At 38.7% G+C, this 22,632-nt stretch carries 25 protein-coding genes; 8 read left to right on the forward strand and 17 right to left on the reverse strand.

The genetic code is table 11. The features are described 5' to 3' along the window. Positions 1-166 precede the first annotated feature (166 nt). The 5 genes from ABVF21_RS17845 to ABVF21_RS17865 all read right to left on the reverse strand — a co-directional run bounded on the left by ABVF21_RS17845 (position 167) and on the right by ABVF21_RS17865 (position 7,382). A complete protein-coding gene (locus ABVF21_RS17845; protein ID WP_371018702.1) occupies positions 167-1,162 on the reverse strand; it encodes a zinc-binding dehydrogenase in 996 nt (331 codons plus the stop codon). A 22-nt stretch (positions 1,163-1,184) separates the two neighbouring features. Further along, a complete protein-coding gene (locus ABVF21_RS17850; RefSeq protein ID WP_303533015.1) occupies positions 1,185-1,481 on the reverse strand; it encodes a Dabb family protein in 297 nt (98 codons plus the stop codon). A 137-nt stretch (positions 1,482-1,618) separates the two neighbouring features. Next, complete coding sequence (locus ABVF21_RS17855; protein ID WP_303533016.1) at positions 1,619-3,589, reverse strand: hypothetical protein; 1,971 nt, start codon at positions 3,587-3,589, stop codon at positions 1,619-1,621. A 32-nt stretch (positions 3,590-3,621) separates the two neighbouring features. Further along, a complete protein-coding gene (locus ABVF21_RS17860) occupies positions 3,622-4,890 on the reverse strand; it encodes an ATP-grasp domain-containing protein (RefSeq protein ID WP_303533018.1) in 1,269 nt (422 codons plus the stop codon). Between the two features lie 359 nt (positions 4,891-5,249). Then, on the reverse strand, positions 5,250-7,382 hold the full coding sequence (locus ABVF21_RS17865) for an ATP-dependent Clp protease ATP-binding subunit (RefSeq protein ID WP_303533020.1): 2,133 nt from the start codon (positions 7,380-7,382) through the stop codon (positions 5,250-5,252). A 348-nt stretch (positions 7,383-7,730) separates the two neighbouring features. On the opposite strand from ABVF21_RS17865, the gene ABVF21_RS17870 reads away from it, so the two are divergent. Beyond that, positions 7,731-8,195 carry a hypothetical protein gene (locus tag ABVF21_RS17870; protein WP_303533022.1) on the forward strand — a complete coding sequence of 155 codons (465 nt, stop codon included), beginning with the start codon at positions 7,731-7,733 and terminating at the stop codon, positions 8,193-8,195. On the opposite strand, the gene mnmH is transcribed toward ABVF21_RS17870, so the two are convergent. Continuing rightward, a complete protein-coding gene (mnmH, locus tag ABVF21_RS17875; RefSeq protein ID WP_371018703.1) occupies positions 8,158-9,219 on the reverse strand; it encodes a tRNA 2-selenouridine(34) synthase MnmH in 1,062 nt (353 codons plus the stop codon). The two genes, ABVF21_RS17870 and mnmH, sit on opposite strands and share 38 nt — an antisense overlap. A 314-nt stretch (positions 9,220-9,533) precedes the next feature. Here mnmH and ABVF21_RS17880 point away from each other — a divergent pair, with 314 nt between their 5' ends. Both ABVF21_RS17880 and ABVF21_RS17885 read left to right on the forward strand, forming a co-directional pair. After that, a complete protein-coding gene (locus ABVF21_RS17880) occupies positions 9,534-9,896 on the forward strand; it encodes a DUF4870 domain-containing protein (protein WP_303533028.1) in 363 nt (120 codons plus the stop codon). Between the two features lie 309 nt (positions 9,897-10,205). Next, positions 10,206-10,403: a DUF2188 domain-containing protein gene (locus tag ABVF21_RS17885; RefSeq protein WP_194220213.1), complete on the forward strand. Its 198-nt coding sequence runs from the start codon at positions 10,206-10,208 to the stop codon at positions 10,401-10,403. A 107-nt stretch (positions 10,404-10,510) separates the two neighbouring features. Here the strand turns inward: ABVF21_RS17885 and ABVF21_RS17890 are convergent, their stop codons facing one another. The 4 genes from ABVF21_RS17890 to ABVF21_RS17905 all read right to left on the reverse strand — a co-directional run bounded on the left by ABVF21_RS17890 (position 10,511) and on the right by ABVF21_RS17905 (position 13,067). Next, positions 10,511-10,891, reverse strand: a complete 381-nt coding sequence (locus ABVF21_RS17890; protein ID WP_194220214.1) for a KGG domain-containing protein — start codon at positions 10,889-10,891, stop codon at positions 10,511-10,513. Positions 10,892-11,062: 171 nt separating this feature from the next. Continuing rightward, entirely contained in the window at positions 11,063-11,503 is a 441-nt protein-coding gene (locus ABVF21_RS17895) for a hypothetical protein (RefSeq protein ID WP_194220215.1), read from the reverse strand. Between the two features lie 91 nt (positions 11,504-11,594). Then, on the reverse strand, positions 11,595-12,365 hold the full coding sequence (locus tag ABVF21_RS17900) for a GNAT family N-acetyltransferase (RefSeq protein ID WP_303533032.1): 771 nt from the start codon (positions 12,363-12,365) through the stop codon (positions 11,595-11,597). Positions 12,366-12,368: 3 nt separating this feature from the next. Beyond that, entirely contained in the window at positions 12,369-13,067 is a 699-nt protein-coding gene (locus ABVF21_RS17905; protein ID WP_283152995.1) for an AIM24 family protein, read from the reverse strand. A gap of 217 nt (positions 13,068-13,284) precedes the next feature. On the opposite strand from ABVF21_RS17905, the gene ABVF21_RS17910 reads away from it, so the two are divergent. Together ABVF21_RS17910 and cls are read left to right on the forward strand one after the other, a co-directional pair. After that, positions 13,285-13,692: a DUF948 domain-containing protein gene (locus ABVF21_RS17910; protein WP_303533036.1), complete on the forward strand. Its 408-nt coding sequence runs from the start codon at positions 13,285-13,287 to the stop codon at positions 13,690-13,692. A 51-nt stretch (positions 13,693-13,743) separates the two neighbouring features. Next, the gene (gene cls / locus ABVF21_RS17915) at positions 13,744-15,243 is read left to right on the forward strand and encodes a cardiolipin synthase (protein WP_371018704.1); all 1,500 of its coding nucleotides are present in this window, start codon (positions 13,744-13,746) and stop codon (positions 15,241-15,243) included. A 47-nt stretch (positions 15,244-15,290) separates the two neighbouring features. On the opposite strand, the gene ABVF21_RS17920 is transcribed toward cls, so the two are convergent. Continuing rightward, a complete protein-coding gene (locus tag ABVF21_RS17920; RefSeq protein ID WP_371018705.1) occupies positions 15,291-15,851 on the reverse strand; it encodes a GNAT family N-acetyltransferase in 561 nt (186 codons plus the stop codon). 245 nt (positions 15,852-16,096) lie between these two features. On the opposite strand from ABVF21_RS17920, the gene ABVF21_RS17925 reads away from it, so the two are divergent. Both ABVF21_RS17925 and ABVF21_RS17930 read left to right on the forward strand, forming a co-directional pair. Next, complete coding sequence (locus ABVF21_RS17925; protein WP_371018706.1) at positions 16,097-16,657, forward strand: histidine phosphatase family protein; 561 nt, start codon at positions 16,097-16,099, stop codon at positions 16,655-16,657. After that, on the forward strand, positions 16,657-16,878 hold the full coding sequence (locus ABVF21_RS17930; RefSeq protein WP_303533044.1) for a hypothetical protein: 222 nt from the start codon (positions 16,657-16,659) through the stop codon (positions 16,876-16,878). Before ABVF21_RS17925 ends, ABVF21_RS17930 begins: the two co-directional genes overlap by 1 nt. Before the next feature lie 98 nt (positions 16,879-16,976). On the opposite strand, the gene ABVF21_RS17935 is transcribed toward ABVF21_RS17930, so the two are convergent. Then, on the reverse strand, positions 16,977-17,150 hold the full coding sequence (locus tag ABVF21_RS17935) for a hypothetical protein (protein WP_303533045.1): 174 nt from the start codon (positions 17,148-17,150) through the stop codon (positions 16,977-16,979). A 158-nt stretch (positions 17,151-17,308) separates the two neighbouring features. Between ABVF21_RS17935 and ABVF21_RS17940 the strand changes: the two genes are divergently transcribed. Next, positions 17,309-18,646, forward strand: coding sequence for a DUF2254 domain-containing protein (locus ABVF21_RS17940; RefSeq protein WP_303533048.1), 1,338 nt, complete (start codon positions 17,309-17,311; stop codon positions 18,644-18,646). Positions 18,647-18,702: 56 nt separating this feature from the next. Here ABVF21_RS17940 and ABVF21_RS17945 read toward each other — a convergent pair whose 3' ends face one another. The 5 genes from ABVF21_RS17945 to ABVF21_RS17965 all read right to left on the reverse strand — a co-directional run bounded on the left by ABVF21_RS17945 (position 18,703) and on the right by ABVF21_RS17965 (position 22,535). After that, positions 18,703-19,239 carry a redoxin domain-containing protein gene (locus tag ABVF21_RS17945; RefSeq protein ID WP_303533050.1) on the reverse strand — a complete coding sequence of 179 codons (537 nt, stop codon included), beginning with the start codon at positions 19,237-19,239 and terminating at the stop codon, positions 18,703-18,705. 3 nt (positions 19,240-19,242) lie between these two features. After that, entirely contained in the window at positions 19,243-19,665 is a 423-nt protein-coding gene (locus tag ABVF21_RS17950; RefSeq protein ID WP_303533053.1) for a YueI family protein, read from the reverse strand. Between the two features lie 131 nt (positions 19,666-19,796). Beyond that, on the reverse strand, positions 19,797-21,065 hold the full coding sequence (locus tag ABVF21_RS17955) for a M48 family metallopeptidase (RefSeq protein ID WP_303533055.1): 1,269 nt from the start codon (positions 21,063-21,065) through the stop codon (positions 19,797-19,799). Between the two features lie 212 nt (positions 21,066-21,277). Then, positions 21,278-21,529, reverse strand: coding sequence for a hypothetical protein (locus ABVF21_RS17960; RefSeq protein WP_303533058.1), 252 nt, complete (start codon positions 21,527-21,529; stop codon positions 21,278-21,280). A 133-nt stretch (positions 21,530-21,662) separates the two neighbouring features. Next, a complete protein-coding gene (locus ABVF21_RS17965) occupies positions 21,663-22,535 on the reverse strand; it encodes a Cof-type HAD-IIB family hydrolase (protein WP_303533061.1) in 873 nt (290 codons plus the stop codon). Between the last annotated feature and the right edge of the window lie 97 nt (positions 22,536-22,632).

The following is a 22,632-nucleotide window of genomic DNA, read 5'->3' on the forward strand; positions in this document are numbered from 1 at the left end:
AAGGGTATCCTAGAGACCCTTGAAGATACTCCATCACAACTTCTAATTTAAAATTCTCACTATACTTTGACATACAAAAACACCCCGGAAGTTAGTTTTTTAACTCTAACTTCCGGGGTGCACTACCCAAACGGCTTCCTTTTTTCTATGAATATTTCAAAAAACACTACCTCATACTTAATGAAATTTTCCCGAATTGGGAACTATCACTCAAATGAGCAAAAGCCTTTTGAATATCGTCAAAAGAATAGACTTCATCCATAATTGGCTTGATAGAATGTTCATTTACGAAAGATACCATCTCTAGGAATTCCTCAGCGCTTCCCATCGTTGAGCCAAGCAAGTTATATTGGCCATAGAAAAATGAGCGCAAGTCAAATTCAATTGTATCCCCTGTTGAAGAGCCGAAAATAACAATGGTTCCACCCTTTTTCAGTACTCCGAGAGATCGATTGAACGTAGCGGCACCAACACTTTCAATAACCAAATCAATGCTTTCATCCTCAGCTGCTTCAGTCCAATCCTCTTCATCGGCAAGAGCTCGATCCGCACCAAGTCGAAGAGCGGCCTTTCGCTTAGATTCACTTCTGGAACTAACAATCACTCTCGCACCAGCCGCTTTCGCAAACTTAAGCAAGAACGTTGCTACGCCTCCACCAATTCCAGGAATAAAAACAGTTTGTCCTCTTCGAAGTTGGCCTCTTGTAAATAATGAACGATACGCCGTTAATCCGGCCAAACCTATGACAGATGCTTCTTCAAAAGTAAGGTTTTCTGGCTTTTTCACAGCATTTTCAGCTGGAACAACGATCGTTTCAGCAAATGTACCATCACCTGGAAAACCTACAATTTGAAATCCAGCTGGAGGAACAGGAGAATTCTTTTCCCAACCAAGACCCGGGTTAATGATCACTTCATCACCTTCATGAATCTCATTAACGCCTTCACCAACTGCAACAACAACACCGGCACCGTCTGAACCAAGAATAACGTCTGGATCTTTCGGATCGTGACGATCTGGTATAAATAAATCTCTATGATTTAACCCCGCTGCCTTTAGTTTAATCTTCACTTCACCTTTGCGAGGCTCCGACTCAACAATATGATCTTTAAGCGATAGCCCTTTTTGACCTGCTTCATTGCCGTGAACAAATCCTTTCATATGTAAAAGCTCCTTTCCATATTTATAGACATTCGAAATCTAGTGCAAGGACATCTCTCATTCCAACCTCTTTCAAGTATGCGACTACTTCTTGATGCGCCGGGTGTGGACCATATGCTTCTAGCGCTTCTTTTGATTCAAACCGAACCGTTAGAGCACTTTCGAAGCCTTGACTACGATCAGTGAAGTTATTTCCTGCTTGAATATCAATGATTCCAGGAATTTTCTCCTTCACTTGAATTAATCTTCTCATGCCCTCTTCTTTCTGATCCATGGTCGTTTCTTCACTGAATTTAAATAAAACAACGTGTTCAATCACTCTATTTCCTCCTTCTTATATCAAGCTTGTCAATTCAATATGACAAGTTAAGTTAATCAAAAAAAGCGCCAGGAAACAAATGATATCCCTGGCACCTCTGCTTATAATTTTCCCCAAAAACCGTTATATATAACCTCTTATTTACTTAGCCAAGTATACTCGTGTCCCCAGCTATCTATCGCGAGTGATTTCACAATTGAGATGTGCTCGGCTTCAACCGCATACGCATCTCCTTGTTCATAAGGATTATAATGAAATGCATATAAACGCGATGTAAATTCTTCAAATGGTAGCGAGCTTTCTCCTGAAAGCTCCCCTTTTCCCATAACAGTGGATTCAATTCCCTGCCCCCAATTCTGGGAACCATCATTATTAGGATTATAAAAATAAACGCGATACTCTCCATCGGGACTCTTTGCGATTCTTTGGATCGAAACAGCATGGAACCCAAGCATTTTTCCATGAACATTCGTAATGAAGATTCCAACAGGATTCGGATATATTAATTCGTATTCATCGTTGTATTCAGGATGATGCGTCGCATAAAACAATCTGACGAAACCAGGATAGTCTGTTACGCTGCCAGTAATCGGCTCGATAACGGTACTAAAGCCTTTTTGAACCCAATTTCCATAAAAAGCAGGGTTGACCCAGCGATGTCCATCTTCTCCTCTTAGCGCTACTCTGCTCATCATCTCACTGTATATTCGATCGAGATGTGGAACGAGCACAAGCGACACCGGGTCAAGCTCTGGGTGAAGATCAGGAGCGAGACCACCGTGAAGATCTTTCGAATGAATTTGAACACCTTCAAACACCATATCAATGTCACCATCTCTTGCAGCTCTTGGAATGATCTCAAGTAGATAGCCAGGAGCATGCTGAGCCCATAAGCTTATTCCTCTTGCCGCTTGACATGTTGGATTAAGTCCTTGACCAACACCAAGCGGCTGTCCAAGGACGCTAATGACACCTGCAAGCAAAATGCTATTAGCCGTTAACCCTTCACCTTCTCCAACTGTATTGAATAATGCGCTTCGAACTTCTGGACGTATATCTAGCTCAATCATACGTCTTAATCCAGGCATAACAGGAGAAGCCGAAAGCACCCCTCTCTCTAATAACAATGCTAATCCATAGACGGATTGGCAAGTAGATGGAAATAGCGCAACTTTAATGAGCTGATGAATAAGCTCCCCATGTTCTTCAAGATTCGCCTTTCCCTTCCCAGTTAATTGAAGTAGTACAGGTAGAAGGTGAGGTGATTTTCGACTTAAGAAGCGAGCAAGCACACTATGGTGTGGAGAACAAAGACCGGTTTTTCTCATAGAAAGACCGAGTAACTCACTTTCTCTTCGAAGCTCCTCTGTTGATAGTCCCATCAGTTGTTTACGGTATTCATTCGGCAACTGATAAGTGTGACTTAATTCAGAAGGCCCTTCAATCGAAGCCACGTATCCTTCAAGAGTAGACCGCTGCTCTTCACTGGTTTCTGACCTCAACATTTCCTTAGCCATTTTAATCATGGAAACTGTTCTTTTAACCGTAATTGGTCGTTGAGCTGTTAAACGTTCAATCTCATAGATCAGTGTTTCTGATAGAGCACTTGAAGAGAGATACTGTGATATAAATTGAAACAGCCTCTGTGTTTCAATCGTATTCTCCTTCTCCTCTATTCGGGAAGCTTCTGAAGCATTTGGGAAAAGGATATCTAGATTTAACGCCATAACTTCGTTTAAGAAGTCCATCGCCATTTCTTGTGAGACCTTTGGATGACTTCCCTTCCCTTCCGCAATCGCAAGCATACGCAGATCGCTAAGCATTTCGATCACGTAAGGAAGACCCTTTGCTTGAAGTGATCCTGCAACAAGAGGCGGCTGGAGCTTAGAGGGATCTTCCCACGGTCCATCCTGGAATACGCCCGCTTCATCAAAACGTTGCGCGTATTGATATAGATACTCAAGACCTTCATCGGTTTCCAAAAGCCGATTCGCTTCCTGGAAAACGTCTGTCTGATAGCGAGATTTCGCATAGGATGGTGCTTCTTCAAGACGAGTGAGTGATCTGGAAAACCTTGCAATCTTTCCTTCTGTTACTTCAGATGGCATGCTAAATTCTCCTTTATGGTAAAAATAATTATCTACAGATAGAAATCATATTTTTCGTAGTCTACAAGTAACCGCGTTATCTCCGCACTGTCATCTCCGAAGAAGAAAATAGTCCCATAATGATTACCGAAACCGACCCGCTCAGCTACTTTCCCCTGTGGAGGAGTAAACATGTCATGCTTCTCAAAGAATTGATGTTCCTCAAGCTCTTCAGGAATATTTAACTCTTCAATGTAATTCACATGTGGATGTACCATTAAACAACCCGCATACCCCATAGCTTCATCTTCGCCGGGAAAGAATTTCCTTAACTCTTCTTCAGTCGTATTTGGATCACTACATAGAATTTGAGCTTCATAAGCACTAAAACCGTAAGCGCGTTCAATTAGATCAAAAATATGGCCACCTGGTACTCTAGCAGCTACTTCTCCGAAGTGAAGTGTGCCATCAGGCATAATGAAATACTCAGGATGAATCACGCCGTTCTCCACTTCGAACGCTTCGATTAATTGTTCAATCGCTTTGCGGATAACGGGACGCTTCTCTTCAAGAGAAGGAGAAGGTGGAACAAAATTTGAGTACCCAAGTTTTACGTATTCTGTTATATTAAGAAATTGAATTTTTCCACCATGTACAAAAACCTCACATGAGAATTCCTGCCCGTCCAAATGACTTTCCATTAATAAAGGAAAATCAGTATCTGTTAATGCGTCAATATCTGCAGGATCATCGATGGCTCGATGTCCTACTGAACCAGCCTTATCTAAAGGCTTACAATGAATCGGCTCGTATTTATCTCCATCCACTTTCAAAAGAGCATCGTTGACCCTTTTAAGAAAGCGCTTTACATCTTCTTTATCTCTTGCTTCTTCGAAAACACCTACTTTAATACCAGCCATCTGTGCCTTTCGTTTCATCATTCCTTTATCTCTTAACAATAGAGAACGGTTAAATAATCTAGGCTCTTCTCTAAAGCGAGAATTCAGAGCTCCTGCCCATTCCACACACTCTTCATAAAGGGGGACAGCAACCTCTGCGCCTAAAGCTTTAAGTTGCTTATAGAGTTTGTCTGATCCTTCATTCAATCTATCAAACTCCCAACCTACGAAAGTGATGTCATGCTTCTCGGCATAATCCTTAAAATCAGGAGGACCAACCACTACAAAAGGCCGATTCAACTTGTCACAGGCCTCAATTGCGGGAAGACTCCATCCAATCAATGCTGTTAAATATGGAATTGTCTTTCCTTCTGGCTGACTTTCTTGTAACGTCTGGTTCATTTCTAGTTGATCCAGTTCCATTTTGTTCTCGCTCCTTTATGAAATAGTAGAGAAGTCTTTCCTGACCTTCCTTATCTAACGTAGCAGATTTGAAGACTAATTTTAACTAATATTCTGACTTTTCGACCTATAAATACAAAACAAGTCACAATACTTTACCATTCGACAACGCTATAGAAAAAGTACAGTCAGGATACCATAATTATACCTTCCCTCTTTTTGTAAAAAAGTAACAAAAAGATCCATAGAAACAAAGTTTTTTCTTCTCTTTTTTTGAATTCACTCGCGAATGAACCAAAAATCGAGATTTCAGCAATATAAGCTATTATAGCTAATAAAAAAGAAAGCCGCTCCATTGGAACGACTTTCAAGAATGCGACTTATTTTTCTTTAGATACGACGAGTTTATCTTCTACAACTTCAACTGTAACTAACTGAAGCTCTCCTTCATCCACTAGTATATCGGCAATACCATCTTCAACATGTTCTTCGATCACTCTGCGAAGTGGTCGCGCACCAAACTGCGGATTATAGCCAAGTGAGGCTAACTTCTCTTTCGCTTCATCGCTAATTGTCAGAGAAATATTCTGTTCCTCGAGACTCTCATCCAAATCTTCAATCATTAAATCAACGATTGTAACGAGACTGGATTGTTCGAGTGATTTAAATGGAATAATTCCATCAAATCGATTCAAGAACTCAGGTCTAAAGTAACCACCAAGACTCTCCATCACATCCGTGTAGCTTTCAGCTGATTCAAAACCAACTGTAATTCTGCGCTCTGATGTTCCAGCATTACTTGTCATAATAATAACCGTATCTTTAAAGCTAACAGTTCTACCTTGACTATCAGTTAAACGCCCATCATCAAGAATTTGTAGGAACATATTTTGGACATCAGGATGAGCTTTTTCAACTTCATCAATTAATATGATGCTATATGGCTTACGCCTTACTCGCTCGGTTAATTGCCCAGCCTCTTCATGACCAACATAACCAGGAGGCGAGCCGATTAACTTAGATACAGAGTGTTTCTCCATATACTCACTCATATCAAGACGGATCATGGCTTCACGATCACCAAACATTTCTTCTGCAAGTGATCGGGATAGCTCTGTTTTACCGACTCCTGTTGGTCCAACGAATAAGAAGGAGCCTATTGGGCGATTTTGACGTTTCAATCCGGCACGACTTCTGCGAATTGCTTTAGCGACTCTATTTACGGCATCTTCCTGACCAATTACTTTCGCATTAAGTCGATCCGCAAGATTTTTCATTTTCGTTTGTTCATCTTCGCGAAGTTTCCGTACTGGAATACCTGTTTTTCCTTCTATAATGTGTTGAATCTCTTCAAGAGACACTAAATGATTCACACTTGATTTATTTTTCAGCGATTGCTCGAGCTGCTCCTCAAGCTGTAATTCTTCAGTTCTTAACTTGGCAGCACGCTCATAATCTTCTGCTTCGGCTGCTTTATTTTTTTCAGCAGCTATTTCTGTTAGACGTTGCTGAATTTCATCGTGGCTAGACTCTGCAAACGTTAGGTTCAATTTTGCTCCTGCTTCATCCATTAAGTCGATTGCTTTATCTGGTAAGAAGCGGTCTTGAATGAAACGATTAGACAATGTTACACATGCTTTAATGGCTTCATCTGTGTACTTGACTTCATGATAGTCTTCATACTTAGACTGCAAACCTTTCAGAATTTCAATGGCTTCATCTACAGTTGGCTCATTAACCATAACTGGTTGGAAGCGACGCTCAAGCGCTGCGTCTTTCTCAATTTGGCGATACTCTTTAAGAGTGGTTGCCCCAATTAACTGAAGTTCACCTCTAGCTAACGCTGGTTTCAAAATGTTACCTGCATCCATTGAGCCTTCAGCAGATCCAGCTCCAACGATTTGATGTAGTTCATCCACGAACAAAATAACATTCTTTCTACTTTGAAGCTCAGAAATTAACTGTTTCATCCGCTCTTCAAATTGACCACGCACACCTGTGTTTGAAACGAGTGAAGCTACATCAAGTAAATAAATTTCTTTGTTTTTTAGCTTAGAAGGGACATTGCCCTCTGTTATCCGAAGAGCAAGGCCTTCCGCTATGGCTGTCTTCCCGACACCAGCTTCCCCAATCAAGACTGGGTTGTTTTTATTTCGGCGATTTAACGTCTCAATCACTCTCGATACTTCATTCTCTCTCCCGATAACCGGATCAATTAATCCAGCTTTTGCGGCGTCAGAAAGATTTCGTCCCAAGTCATCAAGTAAACCACCTTTTCCATTTCCAAACTCGGTTTGCGGACCCTCCTGCTGTGCGTTAAATCCATGTTGACCTGATTGGTTCATAAAGGATTGAAAGAACTCATCCATTTGACCCTTTGGTGATGATGCAGTTTGACCATTCATCACTTTTGCGTAACACGTACTACAAAGGTGTACTTGTTTCTTATTCTGATTCATCTGGACATTAAGTTGAACCGATGCTTGATTTTGTTGACAATGATCACAAAGCATATGATGGCCTCCTTATAATATATATAACGTACATTTTATGAAATTAAGATAAAAGGTAAAAGATACTCGCTTTGACTTTGACTATCTTTGACCTTGTAACTATATTATAATTTGACTATCTTTGACTTTCAAGTCTTTTGCTCATCCAAATTTTATTTTTTTCTAACTGATTAACGACTCAGGAAATTATCATTCATATAAGGTTCTTAAAAATATTTGTAATATTTGAAATAGAGGAATTTTTTTAGAGGTTGGATAATAGATTGTAATAACTACTTTTCGACAAAGGGGTATACAAGTTTACTAGTACGGTAACAATGATGATAGATTACAAAGGGAGGATATCTTATGAATGATTCAGTCTATCAATTGATTGTTGAAACAACCGTCAAACGAGTGCCTAGCTGCCACGAGACGCCTGAGGATTTCTTCATTGCCCTTGATGATCGAGACTATCCCTATTTAATCTTACCCACGCCTAAGGAAATGTTTGATAGTGATGATGTGTTCACAATCCGTTTGATTCCAGATGCCCTTAATAAATTTCGATTTGAATTGGACAACTCATTCACCAAATTATCCTTCAGACGCTTTTCCACCTTCTTTGATGATAAAACATACTACTTTGGCCCCGACGACAATATGTTGATTCATTTTCTAAAGTCGCCCGTTTACAGAAGCTATGTCGCGTGGGTAAGTCACTTGTATTTTAAACGCATTGATGACCTTATTGAACGGTATAACAATGAACAGCTTCCTGAAGAAAGAAAATCCATTAAAGCGAAACTTTCTCGCCTTCTGATCGAAGCTTAATCTCGAAGCGATCTACTTCATTCTGGACAAGTTTAGTTCCTTCCTCAAGTGAATCATACGTTAGGTTAATAATGTTACCTTCGTTCTCATATGCTTTGTATTCATAACGAGGATCATAATAATAAATCAGGAGCCGTTCAACAATCAAGGCATAGTCATTCTCAGCAAGAGCATCGGCAATCACTTCTTTGTCTTCATTCGAAAATCGCTTCTCAATTTTGTTAATAGCTCCTGTGATTTCTTCGTGATGATGTTCAGGATGATACGTATTTAAGATCGTACGAATTCGATAAGAAAGCGGGGCGTGGACTTGTATACGCGTCCCTTTTTGTTTGCCTTCTAAAATAAACTCTGGAATGATAATATTTCCAAGTCGCTTACTTTCAGATTCAATGATGTAATAAGACGTTTCTCCAATTTCTCCTAATCTATGGTACAGCATGGCTTCAAATTCTTTTTGACTTCTTTCAGGCAAATCAACTCTTCCAAATACAGAACCTCGATGAGCTGCAAGTCCCTCAAGATCAAGAACAGGATAGCCCTTCTCTTCTAAATCATTAAGTATTTCAGTTTTAGATGTACCGGTTAGTCCTTCCAAAACAAGATAGGGTGTCGTCTGATTCGCAAAGTATTCTAAACCAGCCGTCACTTTTTGTCTGTAGGAACGAATACCTCCTTCTAGCTGTCGGCACGGCAGTCCCATCATGTCAAAAATAACTGTCAAACTTTTACTTCTCATTCCGCCTCGCCAGCAGTAAATAGCAAATTCTTCACCTTTTGTTATTTCCTTCGCTCGTTTATAAAACTCAGGAAGTAAAGGCGAAACAAGAGAAATCCCTAATTCCTTCGCTGCTTCAGTTCCTTTTTGCTTATATGTTGTTCCGACAATTTCTCTTTCTTCATTAGAGAAAATAGGTAGGTTCACAGCACCTGGGATATGAAACTTTTCATATTCTGCCGGTGTACGAACATCTAATAAGAGCATCTTTCTTTCCAAAACTTCATCGATTGTTATTGTTTTCATGACACTCATCCTTTATATATTTACATAGCACAAGTATATCATCATCTCTTTGCCAAGTTCATTTGTACTGTTTATCCAATATATAAATGGGGGAATTTGATAGTAAAGTGATCCAATCAATGCGTCAACTATGCTCACAGAAGTTCGTAATACGCTTACTGAATGGGTAAGCGGACATCTTATCACATCAACTACAATTCCAATTAAAGGAACCAAAGGTGGTTCCTTTTTTTGTTACCTACACTATTAAAGGCATATCTCAAAATAATGAGTAATATGCTGATCATAGATGAGCTATATAGGGAGGTATTGAGATGGACAATAAAGACGTAACGGTTCCTGATCAAACAATAAGACAATGGGCTATGTATGTTCATCTCTCTGCATTGAGTGGTTATTTAATCCCTCTGGGACATATTATTGCTCCAATCATCCTCTGGTCAATTAAAAGAGAAGATGAACCGTTTATCGATGATCAAGGAAAAGAGTCCATTAACTTCCAAATAAGTATGACACTCTATCTAGTCATTGCTGGGATCTTAAGTCTAGTCCTTATAGGGCTTATCCTTCTCCCTATTTTACTTGTCATGCACCTTATCTTTATTGTGATTGCATCGGTCAAGTCGAATCAGGGCACTTTATATCGCTACCCCTTAACCATTCGATTTGTATCTTGATTTTTCAAGAATTTCAAGCGTTTACACATAATTTAGGTATGTCCATGTTATAATGAAACTAAACTTATGATGTGGAGGGTCTGCTCTTGGCTGTTAAGGAAAAAGAATGGAACCGTTTCACTGTATGGGCACTTGCCTTTATGGTTTGGATCGTTCCAATTGCTTTTGTTATTGGTTTCTACATAATTTCACGTCCACAGTAAAACCAGCGTCAATGCGCTGGTTTTTTTTAATTCTCTTAAAAGCAGGTTTTATCACTACATATGATGGGAATTGTTCCTTATACACAGCTTAAAGGAGGATTTATTCATGAAGGAATTTACAGTAGCACCAAATAAAGATGTAACAGGTTGGTACGTTAAAATTGAGGACGTCGCTCCAACAGACCTCTACGATATGCGCTCAACAGCTATTGAAAAAGCAGAGGAAATGGCTAAAGGAGATTCTCCAAGTCGCTTATTGATTTTAAATGAACAGCATGAAGTTGAAGAAGAACGCTCATTTTAATCTACATAAAGAAGCCCTTCGTAGCTTACGGAGGGCTTCTTTATGTAGATTTCAAATAGGATTTCATTAAAAAGAACGAAGGGAAATCCCTTCGCTCTTTACTGTTTCTATTTGTTTCCGCCGCTCTTTTTTCCACCCTTTTTCCCAATTTCCTCATAGAATTCTTTATCTTGATTTTTGGATGTTTGGTTTCCACCTTTTTCTCCAATTTCTTGATAAAACTCTTTATCGTGTTCTCGAGCGGTTTTCTTACCACCCTTTTCTCCAATTTCCTCGAAGAATTCTTTATCATGCTCTTGAGCCGTTTTATTACCGCCCTTTTCTCCTATCTCTTGATAGAACTCTTGATCATGCTCTTTTGCTGTTTTTTCTCCACCTTTTTCTCCAATATCCTGATAAAACTCTTTGTTATGTTCTCTTGATGTTTTTTTGCCACCTTTACGTCCCGCTTCTTCTCTGCTCATTTTGTCATTACTATTGTTAGCCATTTAAAAAATCCTCCTCTAGTAATTTTTTTACATCTTGCGCTACACTTGTTGTATTCCACCTCCCTTAATAGATAAACGGGAAAATGGTTTCTTTTTACATTTTTGATTCTATCTTACTATTACTAGCTCTTAACCAACAAAAAAACGCTCCCAAAATTGGGAGCGTTTAAATTAAGAATAGTAAACATGGATCGGTTTCTCATATTTCTTCGAAAGTTTCTCAAGAGACTTTTTGACATTGATTAAATCGTCTTTGTCAATGCCACAACCGATTTTGATTTTAAATCCCTTTTCCTCAAATGGTTTCAGTTCTTTTATCATGTGTTCAAATGATTTCAACCAGGCGGGATAATTGGTTTGAAGTCCAGCTGGCTTATACTGTCCATACAGATTAGCAATAATACGCTTATTATCTCGACTTAAAGCAAACGAGCATTTACCTAACTTCTTCTTCGGAGAAAACGGAAAGTCTTCATCTGCTTTAGCGGCTTCAGGGTACGTTTCTTTTACCGATTTTGCAATGCCAACATCCATTGCATTAAAACAGTCGCATTGATGTGCAATTACAGTACAGTCACTTTTAAGAAGGTTGCCTTTTTCAAAACGAATCATACATGCACTCTCCTTCGTAAAGAACCCTTTTGTATGATTATAATGAAAATTCTATTAATTTCAATAGGAATATTTTACTTCCTTCAGCATATTATGATAAGTTTCGCACTTCTGAACTCGCTTTTGTATACGTAACTGCATGAAAAATTGGATGACAGTCATTATATTGAAATATTTGCTGCATTGGTTTGTTTTCTACACCTGTACTACCTATATAATAAGTCGCGCCTTTTTCTTGCAAAAGAAACAAACCTAGTTGATGTAATTGCTTTCCGAATCCTTTCCCACGCTGCTGGGGCAATACACCCATGTAAAATAGTCTACCTTCTTCTTCCGTGCCCGGTTCAATAATTGGAATAACTACGCCTAAGAGGTTTTTATTCCAATACACAGAATAGCAGCTAGATTTGTACTGCTCACCAATTTCTTGCTTCATCGCTTCATACTGCATTTCGATAGGGTGAGCGGAAGGAGCATTAAGTGATCCCTCTGAACATGCTTGCCACATTTCAAGAAAGAGTTTGATATCCCTCTCATCAACTAGCTTGTAAGTAATACTACTATTGTGATTAAAATGCATTTTTTCCATTTGAAAACTTTTATAGTACTCGATGGACTCAGACTTTAAAGCAAAAAAATTATTTTCTAGCACCTGTATTTTTAATTCGGAAGATGCTTCTACCGTTACCGTACAGTGATGAACCTCTTTTGAATCTAGAGCAACATTTAATCGATCAAGTAACAAATCAAACTCAGGACTACGCTTGAGTTTTTCTACACCTTCGATTGAAAGATAGTAAGGTCTTCCATCAAGTAATTTGACACCTAACTGTTCTTCATGTTCATTCAATGAGAAAACCATACGTTACCCCTGATTGTTTTGCATATATACTTCTTCAAATGGTTGAACGACAACAAACCCTTCTCCTTCAAATCTCATTTGAACCGATTCACCACTTCCTCTTCCAAAGAAGGATTTCAGCGACACATCCGTTTGAAAATTCGGCTGCAATTGACCTGACCAGGCAACCGTTGCATTAGGATCTGTAATGACTGGTTTTCCCGGAGTTACTCGGATTGTAAGTGGTTCATAATGGCTTGTAATCGCAACCATTCCCGGACCCTGACAAGTGACATTAAATAATCCACCTGCCATCATTCCAGTAATTCGTTTCATCATTTTGATATCCCACTGGATACCATCTTCAAATGCGAGTAGATCGTTTCCATTTACGCTAATTGATTCACCATGTTGCAAATGTAGGATGGAAATCTTCTTCCCAGAATCCGCCAGATATAACTTGCCATTTCCCTCAGCTTTCATTAATGAAGCTCCCTCACCTGTAAGGGCTTTTTTAAACATCTTCCCGAGGCCGTGTTCAAGAATTCCCTCTCTCTCGAATTTAATCTGACCGTTGTAAGTAATCATAGCACCAGATTTCGCCCACACACGCCCAGCGAGATTAACTTCTAACATTCTTGGCGTTTCTAACTCGAAAAATCCTTCCCCTTTATCTTTTTGTTCTGTTGATTGAATAAATTCTTCTATTGAGTATCGATTCATTTTCATCTCTCCTTCTAATTAACTATTACGAATAGCTACTGCAAAACGTTTCAACTTTCTACTTAATTTTCAGTTATATACGAACTCATACAACTCATTTTTTTGTATTTAATAAATAAATTCTGCTTATACTCAGCTCTTTTTCATCAAATTGTTTGCACATATCATGTTAAGGGTAAGGTAACATTAACTATAATCGCGAGTAGGAGGTTATCATATGGTTATCGTTTACATTAGTATTGCAATCGTAGTTCTTTCACTTATTTACCTGGGATACATAGCCCTTCAAAATTTCAAAGAAACCAAAAAATCTTTAAATGATTTATCCGAGACTGCAGCAAGGTTTCAAGAAAAAGTAGATAAAATCACTGAGGAAACAAATCAATTAACAGCGACCACTACAACCATTTCTGAAGGCATCCAATCGAAAAAAGAAACCGTTCAAGGCGTTATTCAAGTTGCCAAAGGCACACCTGAACCCTTTAAAGACCTTGTTTCATCAATTAAAAACACGCCAAATCCGCAGCGTGAAGCAAGAGATTCACAGTTAACTGAAATTGGTGATCAACTTGTAGACTTATGGGGAAGATATCGTCTTAAACGGAAATCAAAACATGCGGAGTAAGGGCTATGCCCTTACTTTTTTTGGTCAAATTCAAATGAGGTGGGCTATATTATGAAACAAGCAAGACAAATCATTTTCTTTCTTCTAATGACAACTTCACTTTCGATCATCTTGTTCACATCGCTATCACCAACATGGAAATGGGCTGCAGGTATTCTTTATGTAGCCATTCTAGTTTCTATTTTATTCGTACTTTTACTAGAAGGTAGATCTCCATACAAATCGCTTTTATGGATATACGTATTAATCTTCTTTCCCATTGTAGGTTATGTTTTCTTCTTATTTTCTGGTCAACTGGAAGTAAAAGGACATTTATTTAAAGAAAAACGTACGAACGGCCTTGAATTTTTCAAGAAGTACGTAAACTTTCCAGCTTCTGAAAAATGGCATGACCTAAGTGAGCGAAACCAAAATTTCTCAAACCTTATTGCCACGATGGTTGCAAGTCCTATTAGTATGCGATCCACAACGGACCTCTTGCTAAATGGTAGAGAGACGTTTACGGCGATTAAACATGAAATTCAAAAAGCTGAAACGTACATACATATGGAATATTATACATTTCGTTCTGATGAACTCGGACTCTCGATCATCGACCTACTCGTTAATAAAGCCAAAGAAGGCGTGGAGGTAAGGGTTCTTTATGATTCAATCGGAAGCCATAACCTTTCAAGAGCTTCTAAAACAGCCCTAAGGGAAGCTGGTGCAAGTGTACAGCAATTTCTCCCAATTAAATATGGATTCGTCAATCAAACCATAAATTTTCGAAATCATCGAAAGATCATTGTCATTGATGGTAAAGTCGGTTTTGTAGGTGGCTTAAATATCGGTGACGAGTATGCTGGAGATATGAATCAAATGGGGTTCTGGCGTGATTCTCACCTACTTGTTAAAGGAGAGGTGCTTTCTGCCCTCCATGGCGTTTTCTTAATGGATTGGTCCTATATGTGTAGTGAGGAACTCCTAAATGACAAGTACCTCGAAACATATGATGTCGAAGGTGATGGTGGTTCTCAGCTTGTGGCTAGTGGGCCAGATACAAAACGAGGCGCTATGTCAGATCTATATTTCAGTCTGATAACTTCTGCAAAAAATAGAGTTTGGATTGCTACTCCTTACTTTGTTCCAAACAAAGCCATCCGTACTGCTCTAGCCATGGCTTCTATGAGAGGTATTGAAGTGAGACTTATTGTTCCTGAAGTAAGTGACGGCTTTCTTACCCAATACGGAACAAGATCCTACTTCTCAGAGCTTCTTGATTATGGGGTAGAAATCTATATGTATCGAAAAGGATTTCTCCATCAAAAAATTATGATTGTTGATGATGATCTGGCCACAATCGGCACAGCAAATATGGATATGCGTTCATTGAATTTAAATTTCGAAGTGAATATGTTTCTATTTCAATCAAAAACGGTTCATGACCTTGTAGCAGCTTATCAAAATGATTTGAATGATTCAGTCAGCGTGACAAAAGAATCTTATAGTAAGCGTGGACTTAAGCACCGCACAAAAGAATCTTTCGCCCGACTGTTTTCACCAGTATTATAACGAGAAGATATTTGATTACTATGTAGCTGCATGATTTTATTCAGATATTACGCACGAGAAGATTCCCATTCCCTTTTTAATAAAGAATACATGATCAGATTCATATACTCTCCACCAACGAGAACATAATCACGCAATAGTCCTTCTTGTTGGAATCCCAGTTTGGTTATAAGTTTCCTCGATGATGCATTATTTGGATGAATCAATGCACCAATACGATTCATATCTAACTGCTGAAAGGCAAAGGGAATGATGGCTGATAAAGCTTCCGTCATATACCCCTTTCCTTCTTCAGTTTGTTTTAATTCATAACCCATTTCAATGCGATTGACTCGCTTAGCCCAATTATGAAAGCCACAAGTACCAATCAATTCTCCCCTCTCTCTCACCTCTATTCCAAATCGCATCGCCTGCCTTTGCTCAAATCCTTTCTTAAAGCTCATCAACATTCCTTCTACTTCTTCAAGACCGCCCATTTGCTCACTTCCGTAATATTTCATCGTGTGAGGATTCGAAAATATCGACAATAACACAGGAGCATCACCTTCTCTTAATTCTCTTAATCTTAAGCGATTTGTAGTTAGTTCTGGAAAACTCTCCATCTCCATTCCATCCACTCCTATTTCTCGTTTGAATTATTTGCACTTCATAACACTTCGTATAAAAAAATGCTTAAAGAATGGCTGGCATTCTTTAAGCATACAGGGGGTAAAACATCTTTTAAAAAAGGGGTCTATCTTATAACGAATAAGCGCTATTAAAAGTTTCAATATTCTATGAATAATTTTCTTCACTCTATCTGAATGGTAAAATAGATCATAAGCACGCTCAAACGATTCTAGGAGTGATTACATTGAATAAAAAAATATATTTGGTCAGACATTGTCGCGCCTCAGGACAAGAATTTAATGCTTCCTTAACGGCAGAAGGACGCACTCAAGCGACTCAATTAGCAAAATCTCTTGGAAATATTCCATTTGATAAATTATATAGTTCACCTTTTAGACGTGCCCTTCAATCGATCGAGCCACTCGCTCTTCAATTAGATAAGCCAATTACTATTGATGATCGGCTAGAAGAGAGAAAGTTATCTGCTGTTCCTATTGAAAACTGGTTAGAAGAACTAGAGCAAACATTTGTAGATCTGTCTTACACCATTGAAGGCGGAGAATCAAGCCAGCAAGCCATTTCAAGGGGTATTGCGGTTTTAAATGACGCCCTTCTCTATACGAAAGAATATTGTCTTATCATGACACACGGGAATTTATTAACCTTAATACTGCATCATTATAATACAGATTATCAGTTCAACACATGGAAGAAACTTCGGAATCCAGACGTCTTCTGCCTTACTTTTCATAATAATACGATCGAATCCATTGAAAACGTTACGTTATCGGGGGAAGCATTGTAATGTCTCAACTCTATTCTCGTTTCCACTGTTGCGCTACTTGCATTCATTTTGAAGTGGTGAAAGCAGAAAAAACAAGCTATCGATGCGCAAGACTCGGCTTTGAAACGAAGCCTACCTACCAGTTTAACTGTTGGGAGCCGAAAGAAATTGTTAAGAAAAAAATGGAGAAAGAGAAAGCACTAGAGAAGGTGGATGATCCTTCTTCTAAGAAAACTGAGTGAAGTTCTTAAGAAAAGTAGAAAAAATGCCTCCCTAAAAAGGAGGTTTCTAGACTACCTTAACTAACGAGTCACTATTCTCATCAATGTGAATCATTCGTTCAAAAAGATGTACCTGATAGCTGCATCTCTTCCATCCATTTATTTATTTTTTCTTGAGGAAGGTCCCAGCTAATCCATGAAGCCATAATCTTAACTTCTTCATTCTCAACTACCCAGTATTCATATCTCTTTTCGGAGAAATTTTCAACGATGCCCGTCCGATCAATCTTCATCTGCTCTTCCTCCTTATTATCCTTTCTATGTCTATACCCTAATTTAATGATGTCTAATTACCTATTTTGCCTTTATCACGTTTAGGATGATGATGCATGAAACACTACCCTTTCTTCACATACTATCCAAAATCATTCTTTTTTGGAGGAAAAGGGGTATGGAGCACAATAAATTCAAGCGAATCCGATCAAGCTTCTGGTTTATTCCAACTTTTTATGGTGTTGGCGCTTTTCTCGCAGCTATTATCACACTCATTATAGACCGAACGATCATCCAAGGTAGCGCGATGGTTCTTCCCTATTTTTTCTTTGCTTCCTATGAAACAAGCGTCACTATTTTAAGTACGCTCGTATCTTCCATGTTAACAATGACTACCATTACTTTTTCGACGATTATGGTTGTCTTAACAACGTATTTATCGAACTTCTCACCACGAACATTGCAGAATTTTATTACCGATCGTATTACGAAAAGAGTGCTTGGAATTTTTGTTGGAGGAATTATTTACTTTATTATTCTTCTTCTCCTAATTGAACAAAGTAGTCAAGAAGATGTTGTCTATCTTGCACCTTTTTTCGCTGTGATCTATGCCATTGTCTGTGTCGCCTATTTCGTTTTCTTTATCCATCACGTATCGAATTGGATTCTCGTTGGAAATTTGATACAACATATCACTACTAATACCTTAACAACAATCGACCGTACCTTTTTAGATTTTGAAGAAGCCAATCATGGTAATATCGCTTCTTGGGATTCTTGGGAATTGGATGAAATAAAAATGAAAAAACCTATTGCCATTCGATCCACTAAATCAGGGTACCTACAAAATATTGATTTACCTGATTTGATTTCGGTTGCCACTAACAAAGATTTTATTATTCGCCTCGAGAGAGATATCGGAGAATATATTGATGAAGGTACGGTTATTTTTTCTTATTGGGCATCAATGGATTCTTCTCCTGACTCTCATATCCTTCTTAATACGTTATCTCTTGGAACAGAACGAACAACTGATCAAGACATAGAATATGGCATCCAAAAACTAGTTGAAATTGCATTAAGAGCGATCTCACCTGGAATTAATGATCCCAATACAGCCATTAATTGCATCAACCGACTTGGGAGAGTCTTATCACGACTTGGCCAAAAACACATCCCACACCCCCTGTATCATGATGAAAAGAAAAACTTACGCGTGATCACAAAACCTATTACGTATGATACGTACCTCTATAAAAGCTTTTATCAAATTAGGCATTATGCCAAAGAAGATGTATCCGTTCTTGGCTCGATTCTTCATTCTTTAGAATTAGCAGCAGACGGTAATAAACATGATACGCACGAAACTATATGGGAATTCGGGCAATTTGTAATTAGAGGATTTGATCCAAAAGTGCTCGATAAGTTCGATCATCGCTATATAAATGAAAAGCTTGAGCGACTCGCGAACGCAACTGGTTTTCAAGATGCTTTTCATCCGATCTCACATGAATAGCGCGTTATAAATCTCCATAAGAAAAACGATCTCACTAGAGAGACCGTTTTTTGATATTATTTTACTTGGTCAAGCCATGTTTCCATATCTTTCAGCGTAAGAGGTCCCACTCGTTTCTCACGAATAATTCCTTCTTCATCAATCATAAACGACGTTGGCATAGAAATAACCTGGTAGAGATTCTCACCGACGTTACCTTCTCGATCCATAAGAACTGGAAAACGAAGCTCATGTGATTCAACAAATTTTGGAATCGCTTCTTTCTTTGGCTCGTATTTAGTGAAATTAACGGATAGAACCGTTACTTCTTCACCATGCACATCAGCAAATTTTTGAATATCCGGCATTTCTTCTTCACAGGGTGGACACCATGTCGCCCAGAAATTGAGAAAAACGGGCTCCCCTTCATAATCTGAAAGACTCACTTCTTTCCCATCAAGGGTTTCTAAGTTAAAATCTGCTGCCTTATCGCCAACTTCCGTTCCTACACTTCGATCGGCGATAACTGTATTATAAATCCCCCATAGAAGAGCAACAGCAAGAACGATTAGTACAAACTTCTTAATCAATTTCATACGATCTTTTTTATTCATGTTCTAGTCCAACGAAAAGCGATCATCATGAACAAAGATCTCTTCTCGTTCAATCGCATCCTGCTTTGAGGCTAAGACAAGCCCAAGTGGAGTATCTGTTTCTTTATCATTCACAATCGTAAATGACAGAGAAGCTTTGCTCGCTTCTTTAATATATTTTGAAAGCATGGAGTAAGATAAATCCCCATTTAAATAAAGAATGCCATTCCGAATACGTTTCATTTCATTAACTACTTCTTGATATACGTTGTTTTGTGCAACCTGTCTTTTTGTAAGAGCCACATAGACACGCTCTCGAAAAGTTGATAAGAACAACGCTTTTTCTGCTGGTTTTAATTCTGGCGCACCATAGATCCCAGCATCAAGTACTCTCTTAATATCTTCGTTCACGTTTGCCACCTCATCATGTAAATTGCTTTGCTTCATTGACTTCTACCTTCATCCTATACTATCTCCGCTCATTCTTAAAGTGAAGGTTCTGTTAAAAGTGAAGGCATGTATCTTGAAACAGGATTCCCTCTCAAACTAAAGATGATTCACTGAAAAAAGATGCCCCATCACTCCGTGGGGGCATCTTCTTCATAGTCATTCAACATAATCAACCGTTCCATCATCGTTGGATGACCATATTTAAAATATTTCACAATGAAAGGTGGATTTACTTCATTTAAACTATTAACCGTCAGTGTTTGAAAGGAACCAATCGCTGCATCCACATCACTGGTCATTTCAATGGCATATTCATCTGCCTCCATCTCCGCATGCCGAGAAATCGCAAGTTCTACCGGACTCGCAATAAAAGACATGATCGAGAAAAGAAGCAATAATGCTGGTAAAGATGCAAGATCTGATTCTGAGTGAACTCCCCATGAGTCGCCCCACTTTCGAGTCATCTTCCCAAGAAGCCGATATGCCAGGTATAACCCTATAAAACTTGTTGCTAGAGCGCCAACCAAATTTCCATATAGATGATTCATAACATAATGACCCATTTCGTGAGCCATAATAAAAAGCACTTCGTCATCCTCAAGCTTATTTAAGGTCGTGTCCCAAAGAACAATTCGTAAATTGTCGCCAATACCAGATACATAAGCATTCATTGCATTCGTTTTTTCTGACATATTCACTTCAAAAACACGGTCTGCAGGAATATGAGCCGTATCAGCCATACTGAGTATTTCTTCTTCTAATTCTTTGTCTGTTAAAGATGTAAAGTCGTTGTATAAAGGGTCAATTACGACCGGCTGAATATACATCATAAAAGCAAGGTACGGAACCATTAATCCCCACGCAATGAGCCACCACTTTTTCTTAAAACGATTCATTAGCGCATAAAGAACACCGATAATAAGGGAAGTAAGTAAAATATCTATCCAGAATGAGATCATTTCATCTTTCATCCAACCAGAAAAGGATTGCGTGTTAATCCCATATTTAACGGATAAAGACCTCGCCCAATAGTGCAGTGGAAATGTTAGTAACCATGTAAAAGCCGTTAATAAAATGATATACAACGGAACAACGACTATCCGTTTTTTTGAAATACCTTCACCGAATTGTTTAAAGAGCTTTGATAATCCAAACCAGAGAACGCCAAGATAGATGAGCCACTCATATGGAATCGCAATAAACGAGAGAAAGCTTCTATAGCGTGAATATTCCTCCGATAATTCTAACTGCCTGTCTGTCATAAATGTTGCTGGATCTGCCGCTGTCCCCTTGTATGCTTCAGGTACCCCGAAGTCCGCCCAATTAAATAAATAGAGTCCCAGGATCAGGGCGTAAATGGAGAATCCCAGAATGAGCCAGGTTATGCGTTTCTTCATCTTCATTCTCCTCCCGATACGATCTCATTATCAATAGTACGAGCAAAACAACTTTTTAGAACCTTTCCCCTTAACGATTGCGAATACTAACTACTCTTCTATGTAGTTTTCTACAAAACATGCCATTCTCTTTCAAGCCTAACCAAATCTTTCCCTCGCTCTTTCCATATAGAAAGCCGACAGAGCGATCTGTCGGCTTCCAAAATCTTTTATTAACTTTCCGCGTAAGCGTTCGTTCGATCATAACTGTGATCAAATCGATTGAGAATTCCACAAATGGGACACTCTGCAAGAACTTGCAGTTCAACAATGGGTGCCTGGCTACTTTTCGTCGTAATTCCAGTTGCCTCAACCCGTTCTTCCATAGATACATGTTCCTTGGCAATTGGAATAAACCACGTATACTCAGTCTCACACATTCGACACGTTGCTTTTTCTTCAATTTCGGTTGGCTTTAATGTCATTTTTTCCAGCTCCTTTAGCAGAGTAATTCAAAGACTGCAGAAACAAGGGCCCGGAAAACCTCCAAAAAAACTGGGAATCCCTTCCTGTAATGAGGGTTCCCGTTGTGAAAAAAATCAAACATCTTTCACAATGTTAATTAGACAGTAAATCTTCGTCCATTAATTTATATATGGCATGAGCAACGCCATCATGCTCATTGGTTTTTGTAACAAATGAAGCCTGTTTTTTTATTTGCTCGTCCGCATTTCCCATTGCAATAGGATAGGAGGCTTTATTGAACATCGAAACGTCATTATAATTATCGCCAATTGCGGCGGTTTGCTTCATATCCAGCCCCATTTGCGCTACAAATGTTTCAAGCGCAAGTCCCTTCTGAGCATCTTCATGATTAATTTCCAAGTTTTCTTTACCTGAAGATGTAACCACCGTATTTTGTACATTTTCAGCTGCAGATGCCGCTCGCCCTAATCGATTTTCATCAAAACAGAAACTAAGGAATTTATACACATGAAGGCTTTCATCTTCTAGTAGTTCATCAAAATCATTAATGGCTTTAAGTGATAAGCTTTCGAACTGACGCTTTGCTCCAACCTTCAATTCCTCTGAAGTTAGGGCCGGATTCGAACTTTTCATCATATCCATAATTAAATCAATCGTTCCATCATAATCGTGAGTGAAAACACCTTTATTTGTAAATAGCTGATAATAAATCTCTTCACTATCAAGTATTTGTTTAATCAATTGGACTTGCTGACGATCAAGGTAAATGGCGTGCAAGATCTCTCCTTCAACAGAGCGAATCTCTGCGCCGTTATAGCAAATAACAGGAACTTCCAATCCACTTCCTTCAAGTGGCTTCATCGCACCATCATAGGCGCGTCCAGTGTTAAGTACAACCGTTATCCCCTGACTCTGTGCCTCTCTAATCGCATTAACATTCTCAAAGCTGACTGTTTGTTCATTCGTTAAAAGTGTTCCATCCATATCAATTGAGATACATCTCATTAGGGCAACATCCTTTTCTATTTGGTCCAATCCTTCTTTCAAACTTCTTAAATAGTATAGCAAAAGTAATGCTTGTATAAAAAAATAAACGTTGTTG

It is taken from the genome of Pseudalkalibacillus sp. JSM 102089, from assembly GCF_041366475.1.
Lineage (GTDB): Bacteria > Bacillota > Bacilli > Bacillales > Guptibacillaceae > Guptibacillus > Guptibacillus hwajinpoensis_B.